We start from the raw sequence: 15694 nt of genomic DNA on the forward strand, positions 1-15694 counted from the left end.
TCGTCCCGTTGCCCCGGAGTCCGAGAACTCGGAACTCAGGATGGATCGGATGACGGCGAACGACGCGGAGCGGCAGGCCATGCGCCACGCGCTCCAGCTGGCTGTGCGCGGACCCCGCGGGATCAACCCGCAGGTGGGCGCCGTGCTGCTGTCGCCGTCGGGCGAGGTGCTGGCCGAAGGCTGGCACCGAGGTGCCGGCACGCCGCACGCCGAGGTGGACGCCCTGGCCAAGACGGACTCCGCGCGGGGTGCGACCGCTGTCGTCACGCTCGAGCCGTGCAACCACACGGGCCGCACGGGACCCTGCTCCGAGGCCCTGATCGCCGCCGGCGTCGCACGGGTCGTCTACGCCGTCGACGACCCGGGGGAGCACTCGTCCGGTGGCGCCGAGCGACTGCGGGCCGCGGGGGTCGACGTCACTGCGGGCGTCCTGGTCGAAGAGGCGGAGGACCTGCTGTCCTCCTGGCTCACGCTCCAGCGGCTCGGCCGCCCGCACGTCACCGTCAAGTGGGCGCAGAGCCTCGACGGACGCGCCGCCGCGAAGGACGGCACGAGCCAGTGGATCACCGGCCCGACGGCGCGAGCCGATGTGCACCGCCGCCGCGCCGAGGCCGACGCGATCGTCGTCGGGACGGGAACGCTCCTGGCCGACGACCCCTCCCTCACCGCGCGGCGCGACGACGGCACGCTCTACGACAACCAGCCCATCCCCGTCGTGCTCGGCGCGCGCGCCGTGCCGTCGGGCTCGGCCCTGACACGGCATCCGCGTCCCTATCTGCAGCGGTCGGGCGACGACCTCCGCACGGTGCTCGTCGAACTCGGCGACCTGGGCGTGCAGCGCGTGTTCGTCGAGGGCGGCCCCACGCTCGCGAGCGCCTTCGTGCGCGACGGACTCGCCGACGAGATCCTCGCCTACGTCGCGCCCGTGCTGCTCGGGGGCGACCGGCTCGCACTCGGCGACGTCGGCGTCGACACGATCTCGCAGGCACGGCGGCTGGCCGTGGCATCCATCCAGAACCTCGGCGACGACATCCTGATCGTCGCCCGGCCCGCTCGCGAAGGAGATCGCTGATGTTCACGGGAATCGTCGAAGAGATCGGCGCCGTCACGGCCGTCGAGCCGTCGGGCGACGGCGTGCGGGTGACGGTGCGGGCGCCGAAGGCGGTGTCGGATGCCGCGCACGGCGACTCGATCGCGGTCAGCGGCGTGTGCCTCACGGTCGTCGATCAGGGCGAGGACTGGTTCACCGCGGACGTCATGCGTCAGACGCTCGAGATGTCGACGCTCGCGGGCATCGACGCGGGACGCGCCGTCAACCTCGAGCGCGCGACCGTGGCGCACGGGCGGCTGGGCGGTCACATCGTGCAAGGCCACATCGACGGCACCGGCCGCATCCTCGAGGTCCGCCCCGGCGAGCAGTGGCGCGTGCTGCGCATCGAGCTGCCGGCCGCCCTCGCTCCCCTGGTCGTCGACAAGGGCTCGATCGCCGTCGACGGCGTGTCGCTCACGGTCTCGGCCGCATCCCCCGCAGACGAGCCGCAGCAGTGGTTCGAGGTCTCGCTGATCCCCGAGACGCTCGCCGCGACGACGCTCGGCGCCCGCGAGGTCGGCGACTCCGTCAACCTCGAGACGGACATCCTGGCCCGCCACGTGCAGCGGCTCCTGGCATTCACCCCTCAGCACACGACGTACGAACTCGCAACGAACGAAGGAGGCTCCGCATGAGCCTTTCGACCATCCCCGAGGCACTCGCGGCCCTGAAAGAGGGCAAGCCCGTCATCGTCGCCGACGATGAGAACCGCGAGAACGAGGGCGACATCATCCTGTCGGCCGAGCTCGCGACGACCGAATGGCTCGCCTGGACGATCCGCTGGTCGAGCGGGTTCCTGTGCGCGCCCATGCCCGCCGACTGGGCCGACCGCCTCGACCTGCCGCCGATGGTCGCGCAGAACGAGGACTCCCGCGGCACGGCCTACACCGTGAGTGTCGACGCCGCAGACCGCGTGTCCACCGGCATCAGCGCAGCCGACCGCTCGCACACCCTCAACGTTCTGGCCGACCCCGCGTCGACGCCGCTCAGCGTCATCCGCCCCGGACACATCCTGCCCCTGCGTGCCGTCGACGGCGGCGTCCGCGAGCGCGCGGGCCACACCGAGGCCGCCGTCGACCTCATGAAGCTCGCGGGCCTGCAGCCCGTCGGCGCGATCGGAGAGGTCGTCGCCGAGGACGGCAGCATGATGCGTCTGCCCGGCCTCATCGAGCTCGGCGAGCGCGAGGGTCTCCCGGTCATCACGATCGAGCAGCTCATCGCGTACCTCGACGAGGTGCAGCCGGTGGATGCCGCACCCGTGCACAAGCGCCGCGTGAGCCTTCGTGCCGAGGCGCACGTGCCGACCTCGCACGGCGAGTTCCGCTTCCTCGCATACAAGGATCGCATCACCGGCACCGACCACCTCGCGGTCGTCTCGGGCGACCTGGCCGACGACGCACCCCTCGTCCGGGTGCACTCGGAGTGCCTGACCGGCGAGGCGTTCGGCTCGCTCAAGTGCGAGTGCGGCCCGCAGCTCGAGGCGGCGCTCGACGCCATCGAGCAGGACGGCGGCGTCGTGATCTACATGCGCGGTCACGAGGGCCGTGGCATCGGCCTCATCAACAAGCTGCGTGCCTACAGCCTGCAGGAGCGCGGCCTCGACACCGTCGACGCGAACCTCGCGCTCGGTCTGCCGGCCGATGCCCGCGACTACGCGGCGGCCGCCGGCATCCTCTCCGACCTCGGCATCGACAAGGTGCGCCTGCTGACCAACAACACCGACAAGGTCAAGCAGCTCCGCGACTTCGGCCTCGACATCGTGGAACAGGTGCCGCTCATCGTCGGCGTCGGTCCGAACAACCACCAGTACCTCGAGACGAAGCGGGATCGCATGGGCCACATCCTCGACGAGGGCGATCTGCGCGACGCCCTGGCCGGACTCCACGAAGGCGCCGAGCGGTGAGCGGCGTCGGAGCCCCGAAGCCGGGAGAGCCCGTCGACGCGACGGGACTGAAGGTCGTCGTGATCGCCGGCACCTGGCACGACGCGATCAGCGACGGACTGATCGCGGGCGCCGAGCGCGCACTCGAGGCATCCCACGCCTCCTGGCGCCTCGTCCGCGTGCCGGGCTCCTTCGAGCTGCCGGTCGTCGCGAAGGCGGCGCTGGATGCCGGAGCCGACGCCGTCGTGGCGCTCGGCGTCATCATCCGCGGCGGCACACCGCACTTCGAGTTCGTCTCATCGGCCGCGACCGACGGCCTGACCCGCGTCGCGCTCGACACGGGCAAGCCCGTCGGATTCGGCGTGCTGACGCTCGACGACGAGAAGCAGGGCCTCGACCGTGCGGGTCTCGAGGGCTCGAAGGAGGACAAGGGCTATGAGGCGGCGGATGCCGCGGTGCGCACGGCCCTGGTCCTCCGCTCGCTCCGCGCCTGACGGCCGGGATCCGCGCGGCGGGCGCCGCGTGCGGTGCTGCTCTGGCTGAGGCTCGCCTTGCTAGCGGCGAGGCGGTCGCACGTCCTACCGTGACGGCATGGAGATCCTTCGCCACATCGTCGTGTTCGTCCACATCACCGGCTTCGCGCTGCTGTTCGGCGGCTGGGCCGTCGAGGCATTCAGCCGCCGCTTCCAGATCAACAGCGTCATGAACTGGGGCCTCATCCTGGCCGCCGTCGCCGGGCTCGCGCTCGCGGCGCCCTGGGGCATCTCGTACGACCTCAACTACGTCAAGCTCGGCGTCAAGCTCGTGATCCTGCTCGCGATCGGCGCGCTCATGGGCATCGGCGCCTCGCGTGCCCGCAAGGCCGGCTCGTCGGTGGCGCCCGGGCTGTTCTGGGCGATCGGCATCCTGACGCTCCTGAACGCGGCCCTCGCCGTCATCTGGCGCTGACGTGGGCATCGATGGATGCCGCGGCAGCGGCATCCATCAGTTGACGAGGTCGCCCACCAGCGCCATGACCGTGCCGAGCGCGGTGAGGACGATCGGCGCGCCCAGCACGATCGTGCCCCAGACGGTCAGGGCACGGAGGAACCGCGCGCCCTTATCGGCCGGATGCACGATGGTGCCGAGGGCTGAGAACAGGACGGCGAAGGCGAGCACGACGAACCAGGCCAGGGGCAGGGCGAACAGGGCCGGCACGACGGGGAAGGCGATGAACATCCACCCGTCGATCGACCAGCGAAGCTGGGACTCGACGACGGCGCCGATCGCCGAGACCACCACGATCGTCGAGTTCAGGATCGTGAGGACGCGGAACCAGCGCAGCCGCCAGAGCCCGGGATCCCCCGGCGATGCCGCGGATGACTCGGAGGCCCGTGTGTCGGGCTCGACGCTCATGCTCCGACCTCCGCGACGAGATCGAGAAGCTCTCGCAGCGGCTTGCGCAGGATGCGCATGCGGATCAACGGCAGCGCCGTCTTCAGCAGGCGCAGCCCGCGCGACAGGAGCCGCTGCGTGCGCACCCGGTCGGGCGAGGAGTCGTAGACCCAGAAGAGCGCCAGCAGCAGGTGCCCGACCATGAGAGCCGAGGGGATCGCCTCTTCGAACTCCGCCGGGAGCTTGTCCGCGGCGCCCGTGACCGCATCGCGGAAGAGTCCGATGACGATGTCGCGCGACTCGGTGGAGTCGCCGGAGAGCGGGTTGATGGACGACCGGGGCGAGACGGCGGCGGAGAGGAACTCGGGGGCGAAGCGATGGTACGGCTCGAGCTGCTCGAGCCCCGAGCGGTACACGATGCCCAGCCGCTCGACGAGATCGTCGGTCTCGGCCAGGAGCGGCAGCGCGACGGTGCGATGGGCCGTCTGCACCTCGAGGTAGAGCTCCTGCACGAGATCGTTCTTCGACGCGAAGTGGTAGTTCGTCGTGCCGACGGACACCCCCGCCTCCTGCGCGATCAGCCGGATGGTCGTCTGGTCGTACCCGCGCTCGCGGAACGACCTCAGAGCGACGTCGCGGATGAGCGCTCTCGTGCGTTCGCTCTTGGTCGTCGTCGGCGCCGCATTACTGGACATGTTCAGAATCTACTCGAAGTCCTGAACATGTTCAAGAATCGCTCGCACAGACGCGACGCGCCCTCGACTGCGGCTCCCGCCGTCAGTCGAGGAAGAGCGCGCGCAGCCGCTTCGTCGTGAAGACCAGGCCGACGGCGATCATGACCACGAAGTAGAGCACGTGCACCCACATGACGGGCTGCAGCGAGCCCGTCGTGAGGCCGCGGATGAGCTCTACCGCGTGCCACAGCGGGAACGCCTGGATGATGCCCTGCACCCACTCGGGGTACACGGTGATCGGGTAGAGGGTCGCCGAGAAGAGGAACATGGGCAGCAGGACGATGTTGATCCAGTCCATCTGCTGGAAGGTCTTCATGTAGCTGGTGACCGCCATGCCGAGGCTCGCGAACCCGAACGCGATGAGCAGCACCGCGGGGATCGCGAGGATCGCCGTCCACGCGAGGTTGAGTCCGAGGAACTGCATGATGATCATGAAGCCGGTCGCATACAGCAGGCCGCGCAGCAGGGCGTAGAGGATCTCGCCGAGCGCGACGTCCAGCGGACCCAGCGAGGTGGCCAGCATCCCCTCGTAGAGCTTGCCGTAGTTGAGCTTGAAGAAGACGTTCCACGTCGAGTCGTAGATCGCACCGTTCATCGCCGACACCGCCAGGAGTGCGGGGGCGATGAATGCCGCGTACGAGACCTCGAGCCCACCCGAGGTGGTCACGTCGCCGACGAGCGTGCCGAGGCCGATGCCCATCGACAGCAGGTAGAAGACCGGCTCGAAGAAGCCCGACACCACCACGACCCAGCTCGACGAGCGCGCTGCGACGAGGCCTCGCTGCACGACGGCCTGCGGATTGCCCGCCCACAGTGCACGCACACCGCCGCGGCGCGCCGTGGCCTCCATCGTCTGCTCGACCGTCGTCATGACGCGAGCCTCTTCTGGAAGATGCGGCGGCACACGAGGTACCCGCCGATCGAGAGCACGAGCAGGAACAGCAGGTGCCCCCACATCAGTGCAGGGCTGATGGGCAGGCCGTAGCTCACCACGCGTCCGAGCTCGGTCGCGTGCCACAGCGGCGAGATCCACGCGATCCAGCGCAGCTCGAGCGGCAGGTTCGTCAGCGGATAGAACGTCGCCGAGAACAGGAACATCGGCATGAAGACGAAGCGCTGCACGAGCGCGAACTGTCCCTTGTCTTCGGTGATGGATGCCGCGTACGCCGCATACGGGACCCCGAATGCCAGGCCTGCGAGCAGGCCGATCGGGATCATGAGCCAGCCCGTCAGCGGGTTCGGCACGGCCTGGAACGCCCAGATGAAGAGGTAGTACGCCACCACGGCGAAGCCCATCCGCGCGGCGGCCGCCATGATGACTCCCCCGGCGATCTGCCCCGGCGAGAGCGGGGAGGCGCTGAAGCCGAAGAAGAGCCGCCGCCACTTGAAGCCCGAGACCACCGGGTACGACAGCTCTTCGGACGCGACCGCGACCGACGCCGTCATGAGCAGCGCCGGCGCGACGAAGACGAGATAGCTGACCTCCTGCCCACCCTGTTCGATGGGCAGCTGGATGATCGCCGCGAGACCCACGGCGAGCCCCAGCAGGTAGACGATCGGCTGGCCGACGGCGCCGACGACGATCGTCCAGCCGTAGGCGCGCATCGAGCGCACCATGTGCTCGGTGACGTACCAGAGGCCTCGCGCGCGGGGCTTGCGCCCCCACTCGAGCGCCTCGGCGCGGGCGGCTTCGACCGACGGGTCGAGCGCGGGGAGAACGGGTCCGGCGCTCATTCGATCAGCGTCCGTCCCGTGAGGCGCAGGAACACGTCTTCGAGCGACGACCGCCGCACGAGCGAGGTGACCGGCTCGAGACCGTCGGCGGCGATGCGCTCGAGGGCGGCCTCGCCGTCGGCTGTGTATACGAGGATGCGATCCGGCAGCACCTCGACGCGATCGCCGAAGCCCTGCAGTCGCGGCGCGTACCGCTCGTTGCGGTCGGAGCCGAAGCGCACCTCGAGCACCTCGCGGCTCGAGTGCTCGCGGATGAGCGACGCCGGGGTGCCCTCGGCCATGATGCGGCCCTTGTCCACGACGATCAGGCGGTCGCACAGCTGCTCGGCCTCGTCCATGTAGTGGGTCGTCAGCACGAGGGTCGTGCCGCGCTCCTTGAGACGGAAGAGGCGGTCCCACAGCACGTGGCGCGCCTGCGGGTCGAGCCCCGTCGTGGGTTCGTCGAGCAGCAGGATGCGGGGGTCGTTGATGAGCCCGCGCGCGATCGTGAGGCGGCGCTTCATGCCGCCCGACAGCGCATCGACCTTGCTCTTGGCCTTGTCTTCGAGCTGCGCGAAGGCGAGCAGCTCGTCGGCCTTGAGCGAGCAGTCCTTGCCCGGGATGCCGAAGTAGCGCCCGTACATGTAGAGGTTCTCGCGCGCGTTGAGCTCGCCGTCGAGGTTGTCCTGCTGGGGGACGACGCCGAGCCGCGAGCGGATCTCAGGGCCGTACGCGTCGGGGTCGAGCCCCAGGATCGAGAGGTCGCCGCCGGTGCGCGTCGAGACCGCGCCGATCATCTTCATCGTCGTGGACTTGCCCGCGCCGTTGGGGCCGAGGAGCCCGAACGACTCCCCCGGGGCGACCTCGAACGAGAGGCCGTCGACGGCCAGGAAGTCGGCCTTGCCTTTGACCTTGTAGGTCTTGACGAGGTTCGACGCGGAGATGACGGGAGCAGGCACCGGACTACCCTAACGCCGCGCGCCGACACCCCCATCGTCAACGCAGGTTGACCATCCAGTCGACGTCAACTACGGTTGACGACGGATGCCGCGCCCGCCGCATCCGTCGAAAGGAACGGCCATGAGCGGCGACGACATCCGCACCCTCATCGGCTCCGCCCCCGAGCGCGAGCCGATCGCCGAGCTGCATCGCCTCGCCGACGTGCGGCGCGAGCTGGCCCGCGCCGAGGAGGTGCAGGTGCGGAAGGCCCGCAACCAGGGCTACTCGTGGCAGGCGATCGCCGCCGCCCTCGGCGTGACCAAACAGGCCGCGCACAAGAAGTACGGTCGTAAGTGAACCCCCCGCGCGAGATCGAGGTACCCCCATGTCCATGAACCGCTCCGGTCGCGGCCGCCGACGCGCACAGCAGGAGGGCCCGCGCGCGAGCCTGAAGCAGCTCATCCCCTTCCTGCTCGAGCACAAGGGCGTCCTGGCGATCGTCGCGGTCCTCAGCGTCTTCGGCGCTGTCGCGACGCTCGCGCAGCCCCTCATCGTGGGCCAGGTCATCGAGCGCGTGCAGGAGGAGATCCCCCTCGGCAACCTGCTCTGGGCGATCGTCGCGCTCGTCGTGGCCTCGTCGCTCATCTCGGGCTTCCAGCACTACCTGCTCCAGCGCACGGGCACGGCCGTCGTCTACTCGAGCCGCCGCAAGCTCATCGCCCGCATCCTGCACCTGCCGATCAGCGAGTTCGACGCCCGCCGCACGGGCGACCTCGTCTCGCGCGTCGGCACCGACACGACCCTCCTCTACGCCGTGCTGACGCAAGGGCTGGCGGATGCCGTGGGCAACGCCCTGCTCTTCGTCGGCGCGATCATCGCGATGGCGCTCATCGACTGGATGCTCCTCGCGCTCATCGTCGCCGTCATCGGCATCTCGGTCGTGGGCGTCACGCTGCTGTCCGGTCGCATCCGCACAGCGACCGCGCAGCAGCAGGAGAAGGTCGGCGAGCTCGCCTCGAGCGTCGAGCGCGCGGTCGGTTCGATCCGCACGGTGCGCGCCTCGGGCGCCGCGGATCGCGAGATCTCGTCGATCACGGCGACCGCGACCGACGTGTACGGCATCGGCGTGCGCATCGCCAAGGTGTCGGCCCTCGTCGTGCCGATCGCGGGCATCGCCCTGCAGGTCTCGCTGCTCGTCGTGCTGGGCGTCGGCGGGTTCCGCGTGGCATCCGGAGCCATCTCCATCGCATCGCTGGTGACGTTCGTCATGTTCCTGTTCCTGCTCATCGCGCCGCTCGGCTCGTTCTTCGGCGCGATCACCTCGGTGAACCAGGCGCTCGGCGCGCTCGGGCGCATCCAGGAGGTGCTGGATCTGCCGACCGAGGAGCAGGACGACGCGGCGCTCGCCGCGACGCTGCGCCCGACCGAGCGGGCGGATGAGGGCGCCCCCGCGATCGAGTTCCGCGACGTGCGCTTCGCCTACCCCGAGGCCGTCGTCGCCGCGCGACGCAAGGCCGAGTCGGAGGCGCTGACCGCCCTGGAAGCGGCACACGTCGACACCTCGAGCGTGACACTCCCCGACGCGCCCTCCGACGTCGTGCCGATGACCGACCGCGACGTACTGAGCGGTGTCTCGTTCTCGGTGCCGCGAGGCGCCCGGGTGGCGCTCGTCGGCCCCTCGGGCGCAGGCAAGAGCACGACGCTCGCGCTCATCGAGCGGTTCTACGACCCGACCGAGGGTGCGATCCTCCTCGACGGCGTGGATGTGCGGTCCATCGAGCGCACGGCGCTGCGGGCGCAGCTCGGCTACGTGGAGCAGGACGCCCCGACCCTCGCCGGCACGATCGGCGACAACCTGCGGCTCGCCTCGCCCGACGCATCCGACGCGGAGTGCGACGCCGTGCTGCGCGCCGTCAACCTGGGCGACGTGCTCGATCGGAGCGAGCTGGGCCTCGACGCACCGGTCGGCGAGTCGGGCGTCATGCTCTCGGGCGGCGAGCGCCAGCGCCTCGCGATCGCCCGCGCGCTCCTGGCCGCTCCCCCGATCCTCCTGCTCGACGAATCGACGTCGTCCCTCGACGGACTCAACGAGCAGCGCATGCGCGAGGCGATCGACGCCGTCGCCGCCGGTCGCACGCTCATCGTGATCGCGCATCGCCTGTCGACCGTCGTCGACAGCGACCTCATCGTCGTGATGGATCACGGGCGGGTGGTGGGTCAGGGCACGCACTCCGAGCTCGTGCAGTCGACACCCCTGTACCGCGACCTCGCGAAGCACCAGCTGCTCGTCTGACGTGTCACCGCAGGCTGACGGGGAACAGCTCCGTCCTGCTGATGACGCGGTCCCGTTCCTCAGCCATCTCGGCGCGGCGCGGATCGTCGATGTAGGCGTCGAGCGCCTCACGCCGCGGGACGCGATAGAGATGCGTCTCGATCGGCCGGCCGGCCGCACCATCCCCGATAGCGCGGGCCACCAGCTCGATGCCATGGTCGGACAGGAGTGCGAGAACGCGATCCTCGTAGTCCGTCAGCGCGGATTCGGCGCCCTCGCGCGCCCAGAGCAGGCAGCACAGGTCGAAGGATTCTGACTCCATGCGCCGATTGTCGCAGGCTCAGTGAGCGGGAAGGGGCTCGTAGCAGTCGAAGGTCTCGATGCTCGCGATCCGACCATCGCGCACGCGCGCGAACTGGGCGATGTGGGCCTCCAGCTCGTCGCCCGCGCGGAACGACCCTGCGTCGCGCGCGATCGTCGCCGTCCAGGTGAGGCGCGCGATCACCAGATCGCCCGCTTCGACGATGTCGTGCACCGCGTAGCGCTGACGCTCCAGCAGCGCGGCTCCGGCGATGGAGCCGGCGACCATCCCGTCGAGATCGTCGGACCCGCCCGCGGGCCGCACGAGGTTGGGATGCTCTCGGACGGTGGCGTCGGGTGTGAAGAGCCGTCGCAGAGCGTCGCCTGACGTCCCTTCCTGAAGAGCGCGGTGGAGGGCGACGAGCGCATCGGAGTTCGACATATACACAACCTACATTGTGCAACTACGGTTGTCGATATCTTCGGATCGTGGGATGCTGAATGGATGACCGACCTCACGTCCGACGAGCTCGACCTGCCTACGCTGCTGACTCTCGCCGGTGGCGTCGTCTCGTCGCAGATCGTGGAGCGCATGCGCCAGGAGGGCTTCGCTGACGTGCGCACATCGCATGGGTACGTGCTCCAGCTCGTCGTGGCCGACTCTCCCACCATCGGCTCCATGGCCGAGTCGCTCGGAGTGACGCAGCAGGCGGTGTCGAAGTCGGTCGGAGAGCTGCAGCGGCTCGGCTACGTGGACCGCGTCGCCGATCCGGTCGATGCACGCGCGCGGCGTGTCGAGCTGACCGCGCGAGGACGAGAGCTGATCGAAGCCGGTCGCGCCGCGCGGCAGGATGCCGAAGCATCCATCGCCCGCGAGGTCTCCCCCGAGGACCTCATGGCCGCACGCCGGGTCTTGGCCGCGATCCTTCGCGACAACGCCGCGCAGATCGCCCGTCGGAGGATGCCGCTCCCCGGCTGAGGCCGCGGGGACGATGAATGCCCCGGCCCGCCGCGCTGGCGGGGCCGGGGCATCCGGAATCGATGGCTACGCGCGCTGCAGACGGTAGCGCAGGGCGGCGAGCTCGGCCCACAGCGGCGCCGGCACGCGACCCTCGAAGGTCTGGTAGAACTCCTCGGTCAGCTCGGCCTCGCGCAGCCACGAGTCGACATCGATCGCGAACAGCGCGTCGAGGTCCTCCTGCGCCACCTCGATGCCGTCGAGGTCGATGTCCTCCGTGAGCGGCAGGCGACCGATCGGGCTGTCGACGGCGGCGACCTCGCCCTCGATGCGGCGGATGATCCAGTCGACGACACGCGCGTTGTCGCCGAAGCCCGGCCACAGGAAGCGGCCGTCGGCGCCCTTGCGGAACCAGTTGACCTGGAAGATGCGGGGGGCGCGGTCGAAGCGGAGCTTCTGACCGACCTTGAGCCAGTGACCGAAGTAGTCGGCCATGTTGTAGCCGCAGAACGGCAGCATCGCGAAGGGGTCGCGGCGCAGCTCGCCGACCGTGCCCTCGGCAGCGGCCGTGCGCTCGGACGAGATGTTCGACCCCATGAAGACGCCGTGCGTCCAGTCGGTCGCCTCGACGACGAGCGGCACGTTGGTCGCCCGGCGCCCGCCGAACAGGATCGCGTCGAGCGGCACGCCCTCGGGCGAATCCCAGTCCTCGGCGATCTGCGGGCACTGGGCGGCGGCGACGGTGAAGCGCGAGTTCGGGTGGGCGGCGGGACGACCGGATGCCGGAGTCCACGCGTTGCCCTCCCAGTCGGTGAGCTCGGCGGGAGCCTCGTCGGTGAGGCCCTCCCACCACACGTCGCCGTCGGGGCGGAGCGCGACGTTCGTGAAGATCGTGTTGCCCCACAGCGTCTCGACCGCGGCGAGATTCGTCGACTCGCCCGTGCCGGGCGCGACGCCGAAGAAGCCGGCCTCGGGGTTGATCGCCCACAGGCGCCCGTCCTCGCCCGGGCGCAGCCACGCGATGTCGTCGCCCAGCGTCTCGACGCGCCAGCCGGGGATCGTGGGGCGCAGCATCGCGAGGTTCGTCTTGCCGCACGCCGACGGGAAGGCCGCGGCGACGTGGTAGCGACGGCCGGCGGGGTCGATGACGCGGATGAGCAGCATGTGCTCGGCGAGCCAGCCCTCGTCGCGGCCGATGACCGAGGCGATGCGCAGCGCGAAGCACTTCTTCGCGAGGATCGCGTTGCCGCCGTAGCCCGAGCCGAACGACCACACCTCGAGGGTCTCGGGGAAGTGCACGATGTACTTCTCGTCGTTGCAGGGCCACTCGACGTCGTCCTGACCGGCCTCGAGCGGCGCGCCGACCGAGTGCACGGTCCTGACCCACGGGGCCCCGTCGGCGATCTCGGCGAGCACGGCCGCGCCGACGCGCGTCATGATGCCGATCGAGGTGACCGCGTAGGCGCTGTCGGTGATCTGCACGCCGATGTGCGAGAGCGGGCCGCCGACGGCGCCCATCGAGAACGGCACGACGTACATCGTGCGTCCGCGCATCGAGCCTTCGAACAGCGGCGTGATCGTCGCGCGGATCTCGTCCGGCGCGACCCAGTTGTTGGTGGGACCGGCGTCCTCTTCGCGCTCGGAGGCGATGTAGGTGCGGCCCTCGGTGCGGGCGACGTCGCTCGGGTGCGAACGAGCCAGGTACGAGCCGGGTCGCCACTCGGGGTTCAGCTTGATGAGCTTGCCCTCGTCGACCATCTCGCGCAGCAGTGCGTCGTTCTCGGCGCGCGAGCCGTCGACCCAGTGGATCCGGGCCGGCTGGGTCAGCGCTGCGATGTCGTCGACCCAGGCCATCAGCTCGGCGAGGCCTTCGCCGACGGGGCGCATGCCGAAGGAACGGGTCGTGGCGGGCATCGGTGCTCCGGAGGTGGGGGTGGGGCGCGTGAAGATGTCGGCCAGTGCCATGGGTCGCTCCTCTGCGATCAGGTGAACAGATTCGAGTTCTCCTCTACTGTGACGCCGAATGGATGACTCTTACCATCGACATCGGTGTCAAGAGTTGCGATTCTTTCCGTATCATGAAGGAATGCCGACCGCGATCGAACTGTCCACGCTGGGGCACCGCATCCGCCACCAGCGCGTCTCGAGCGGATACACGCTCGACGAGCTCGGCGAGCGGGTCGGGATCGCCGGCAGCCAGCTGAGTCTCATCGAGAACGGCAAGCGCGAACCGAAGCTCTCGGTCCTGCAGGCGATCGCGACCGCGACCGGCGTCGAGGTGACCGATCTGCTGTCGAACGAGCCGCCCAATCGCCGCGCGGCGCTCGAGATCGAGCTCGAGCGCGCGCAGGCGGGGTCGGTGTTCCGCCGGCTGGGGATCGCGCCGGTCAAGGTCACGAAGGGCATGCCCGACGAGACCATCGAGTCGGTGCTGGGTCTGCATCGCGAGCTGCAGCGGCGCGAGCGCGAGGCGATCGCGACACCCGAAGAGGCCCGGCGCGCCAACACCGAGCTGCGCCTGCGGATGCGCGAGGTCGACAACCACCTCCCCGAGATCGAGAAGCTCGCCGAGAAGCAGCTGTGGGCGGCGGGTCACCGCACCGGCGCGCTGACCCACCGCACCGTGAGCATCATGGCCGAGCAGCTCGGCTTCGAGCTCATCTACGCGAGCGACCTGCCCCACTCGGCGCGCTCGGTCACCGACCTCGAGAACGGACGCATCTATCTGCCCCCGGCATCCATCCCCGGCGGCCACGGCCTGCGGTCGATGGCGCTCCAGGCGATGGCGCACCGGCTTCTCGGACACACGCCGCCCACCGACTACGCCGACTTCCTGCAGCAGCGACTCGAGATCAACTACTTCGCGGCCTGCTGCCTCATGCCCGAGACAGCGTCGGTCGCCTTCCTCGCCCAGGCGAAGAAGGACCGCAACCTCGCCGTCGAGGACTTCCGCGACGCGTTCGGCGTCACCCATGAAGCCGCCGGCATGCGGATGACCAACCTGCTCACCGTGCACCTCGGCATCCCGCTGCACTTCCTTCGTGTCGACGGGTCGGGGGCGATCTCACGCGTCTACGAGAACGACGGACTGCCGCTGCCGCTCGACGTGACGGGCGCCGTCGAGGGCCAGATCGTATGCCGGAAGTTCCTCGCGCGCGCCGCTTTCGAGGAGCAGAACCGCACGACGGAGCACTATCAGTACACCGACACCCCCGGCGGAACGTTCTGGTGCTCGACCCAGACCGGCACGACGACCGACGGCGAGTTCTCGATCACGGTCGGCGTTCCCTTCGACGATGCGAAGTGGTTCCGCGGGCGCGAGACGCCGATGCGCGGCGTCTCGACGTGCCCCGATGAGTCGTGCTGCCGCAAGCCCGACCCCGGCCTCGCCGAGCGCTGGGCCGGCAAAGCCTGGCCGAGCGCGCGCGTGCACCAGTACATGTTCTCGCCGCTTCCGCGCGGCGCCTTTCCCGGCGTGGATGACGGCGAGGTCTACGACTTCCTCGAGCGGCACGCACAGGGCTAAGGTCGCTCGCCGGGCGGTGCCCACTTGCGCCATGCGAGCGTATAGATGACGAGGCTCGCGACGAGTCCGGCGACGACCCAGAGCACGACGAGGTAGTCGACCCACGAACCGATGGGCGGGGCGCCCGGCAGGAAGCCTCGGAGCGGGAGCGTCGCGAAGAGCATCGCGGCGATCCAGCTCATCGTGGTCGCCTCGACCTTCTTCCGGCCCCGGTAGACGCGGATCGCGACGGTGAGCCCCAGCACGGGCAGGACGATCATCAGGCACAGGATGACGATGCCGAACGCGACGGTCGAAGGGGCGCGCTCGGCGATCAGCTCGACCTTCGTAACGGGCTCGCCTTCGATGACGAGGGAGCTGTCGCCGGGAAGCTCGCGCGACGAGAAGGTCCAGCCCGGTACGTTCGCCGACCCGCAGAGCCTGACGGGAACATCCCGCTGCGCGCCCGACGGATCGGCGATCGCGGCGATCGCTGTCTCGCCCGTGTGGACGTCGAAGGGCCATTGCTCGATGACGCCGTCGGTGAGATACCTCAGGGCGATCGTCGAAGTGATCGACTCCGCCGGGATGTCGTAGCTGCGCGACCCGTCGGTCCCCGTGACGATGAGGGTGATGTCCTCTCGGGCGAGTCCGGACTCGGCGGCGGCGACCGGCCCGAACGACACCACGTGGAGGTTGGCGACGAGCCGGTTCGCGGCAGCGTCGACGGACTGCGGATCGAGCGCCAGAAGGATGGCGTCGCCGGGCGCCTCGTCGGTGCACCCGACGATCTTCGTCTGGGTCATGTTCGTCGCGTAGAGGGCGACGACCGCACCGTAGACGAGGACGCACGCCGCAACGATCACGACGATCAGCCGTCGCCCGCTCAGCTTCGCCCCCTCGGCCACGGGATCAGTGTGGCACGCA

Annotated in this window: 18 protein-coding genes; 9 read left to right on the forward strand and 9 right to left on the reverse strand. The window is 69.8% G+C overall.

What is annotated here, in order from left to right; all coding sequences use genetic code 11:
- The first annotated feature begins 49 nt into the window (after positions 1 to 49).
- The 5 genes from ribD to ACTIFV_RS04775 all read left to right on the forward strand — a co-directional run bounded on the left by ribD (position 50) and on the right by ACTIFV_RS04775 (position 3920).
- Positions 50 to 1072 (forward strand): bifunctional diaminohydroxyphosphoribosylaminopyrimidine deaminase/5-amino-6-(5-phosphoribosylamino)uracil reductase RibD, encoded by a 1023-nt coding sequence (gene ribD / locus ACTIFV_RS04755; protein ID WP_439591624.1) that lies wholly within the window; start codon positions 50 to 52, stop codon positions 1070 to 1072.
- Positions 1072 to 1725, forward strand: coding sequence for a riboflavin synthase (locus tag ACTIFV_RS04760; RefSeq protein ID WP_439591625.1), 654 nt, complete (start codon positions 1072 to 1074; stop codon positions 1723 to 1725). Before ribD ends, ACTIFV_RS04760 begins: the two co-directional genes overlap by 1 nt.
- Positions 1722 to 2993 (forward strand): GTP cyclohydrolase II, encoded by a 1272-nt coding sequence (ribA, locus tag ACTIFV_RS04765; protein ID WP_439591626.1) that lies wholly within the window; start codon positions 1722 to 1724, stop codon positions 2991 to 2993. The genes ACTIFV_RS04760 and ribA overlap by 4 nt, the downstream gene beginning before the upstream one ends.
- Complete coding sequence (gene ribH / locus ACTIFV_RS04770; RefSeq protein WP_439591627.1) at positions 2990 to 3466, forward strand: 6,7-dimethyl-8-ribityllumazine synthase; 477 nt, start codon at positions 2990 to 2992, stop codon at positions 3464 to 3466. The genes ribA and ribH overlap by 4 nt, the downstream gene beginning before the upstream one ends.
- Positions 3467 to 3563: 97 nt before the next feature.
- Positions 3564 to 3920, forward strand: a complete 357-nt coding sequence (locus ACTIFV_RS04775) for a Fe-S protein (protein WP_439591628.1) — start codon at positions 3564 to 3566, stop codon at positions 3918 to 3920.
- A 36-nt stretch (positions 3921 to 3956) separates the two neighbouring features.
- Here ACTIFV_RS04775 and ACTIFV_RS04780 read toward each other — a convergent pair whose 3' ends face one another.
- The 5 genes from ACTIFV_RS04780 to ACTIFV_RS04800 form a co-directional block, all read right to left on the reverse strand.
- On the reverse strand, positions 3957 to 4367 hold the full coding sequence (locus ACTIFV_RS04780; RefSeq protein WP_439591629.1) for a hypothetical protein: 411 nt from the start codon (positions 4365 to 4367) through the stop codon (positions 3957 to 3959).
- The gene (locus ACTIFV_RS04785) at positions 4364 to 5041 is read right to left on the reverse strand and encodes a TetR/AcrR family transcriptional regulator (RefSeq protein ID WP_439591630.1); all 678 of its coding nucleotides are present in this window, start codon (positions 5039 to 5041) and stop codon (positions 4364 to 4366) included. The genes ACTIFV_RS04780 and ACTIFV_RS04785 overlap by 4 nt, the downstream gene beginning before the upstream one ends.
- 82 nt (positions 5042 to 5123) lie before the next feature.
- Positions 5124 to 5951, reverse strand: a complete 828-nt coding sequence (locus tag ACTIFV_RS04790) for an ABC transporter permease (RefSeq protein WP_439591631.1) — start codon at positions 5949 to 5951, stop codon at positions 5124 to 5126.
- A complete protein-coding gene (locus ACTIFV_RS04795; protein WP_439591632.1) occupies positions 5948 to 6814 on the reverse strand; it encodes an ABC transporter permease in 867 nt (288 codons plus the stop codon). Before ACTIFV_RS04795 ends, ACTIFV_RS04790 begins: the two co-directional genes overlap by 4 nt.
- Complete coding sequence (locus ACTIFV_RS04800) at positions 6811 to 7752, reverse strand: ABC transporter ATP-binding protein (RefSeq protein WP_439591633.1); 942 nt, start codon at positions 7750 to 7752, stop codon at positions 6811 to 6813. The genes ACTIFV_RS04795 and ACTIFV_RS04800 overlap by 4 nt, the downstream gene beginning before the upstream one ends.
- 121 nt (positions 7753 to 7873) lie before the next feature.
- Between ACTIFV_RS04800 and ACTIFV_RS04805 the strand changes: the two genes are divergently transcribed.
- The gene (locus ACTIFV_RS04805) at positions 7874 to 8089 is read left to right on the forward strand and encodes an AsnC family protein (protein ID WP_439591634.1); all 216 of its coding nucleotides are present in this window, start codon (positions 7874 to 7876) and stop codon (positions 8087 to 8089) included.
- A 34-nt stretch (positions 8090 to 8123) separates the two neighbouring features.
- A complete protein-coding gene (locus tag ACTIFV_RS04810) occupies positions 8124 to 10025 on the forward strand; it encodes an ABC transporter ATP-binding protein (RefSeq protein WP_439591843.1) in 1902 nt (633 codons plus the stop codon).
- 4 nt (positions 10026 to 10029) lie between these two features.
- Here the strand turns inward: ACTIFV_RS04810 and ACTIFV_RS04815 are convergent, their stop codons facing one another.
- Together ACTIFV_RS04815 and ACTIFV_RS04820 are read right to left on the reverse strand one after the other, a co-directional pair.
- Positions 10030 to 10326 (reverse strand): hypothetical protein, encoded by a 297-nt coding sequence (locus ACTIFV_RS04815; protein WP_439591635.1) that lies wholly within the window; start codon positions 10324 to 10326, stop codon positions 10030 to 10032.
- 18 nt (positions 10327 to 10344) lie between these two features.
- Positions 10345 to 10746, reverse strand: a complete 402-nt coding sequence (locus ACTIFV_RS04820; protein WP_439591636.1) for a nuclear transport factor 2 family protein — start codon at positions 10744 to 10746, stop codon at positions 10345 to 10347.
- Positions 10747 to 10809: 63 nt separating this feature from the next.
- Here ACTIFV_RS04820 and ACTIFV_RS04825 point away from each other — a divergent pair, with 63 nt between their 5' ends.
- Positions 10810 to 11283 (forward strand): MarR family winged helix-turn-helix transcriptional regulator, encoded by a 474-nt coding sequence (locus tag ACTIFV_RS04825; protein ID WP_439591637.1) that lies wholly within the window; start codon positions 10810 to 10812, stop codon positions 11281 to 11283.
- A gap of 66 nt (positions 11284 to 11349) precedes the next feature.
- Here ACTIFV_RS04825 and ACTIFV_RS04830 read toward each other — a convergent pair whose 3' ends face one another.
- Positions 11350 to 13227 (reverse strand): phosphoenolpyruvate carboxykinase (GTP), encoded by a 1878-nt coding sequence (locus tag ACTIFV_RS04830; RefSeq protein WP_439591638.1) that lies wholly within the window; start codon positions 13225 to 13227, stop codon positions 11350 to 11352.
- Positions 13228 to 13348: 121 nt separating this feature from the next.
- On the opposite strand from ACTIFV_RS04830, the gene ACTIFV_RS04835 reads away from it, so the two are divergent.
- On the forward strand, positions 13349 to 14788 hold the full coding sequence (locus ACTIFV_RS04835; RefSeq protein ID WP_439591639.1) for a helix-turn-helix domain-containing protein: 1440 nt from the start codon (positions 13349 to 13351) through the stop codon (positions 14786 to 14788).
- On the opposite strand, the gene ACTIFV_RS04840 is transcribed toward ACTIFV_RS04835, so the two are convergent.
- The gene (locus tag ACTIFV_RS04840) at positions 14785 to 15675 is read right to left on the reverse strand and encodes a DUF4436 family protein (protein ID WP_439591640.1); all 891 of its coding nucleotides are present in this window, start codon (positions 15673 to 15675) and stop codon (positions 14785 to 14787) included. The two genes, ACTIFV_RS04835 and ACTIFV_RS04840, sit on opposite strands and share 4 nt — an antisense overlap.
- Between the last annotated feature and the right edge of the window lie 19 nt (positions 15676 to 15694).

Origin of the sequence: Microbacterium sp., assembly GCF_051860965.1 — a bacterium.
GTDB lineage: Bacteria > Actinomycetota > Actinomycetes > Actinomycetales > Microbacteriaceae > Microbacterium.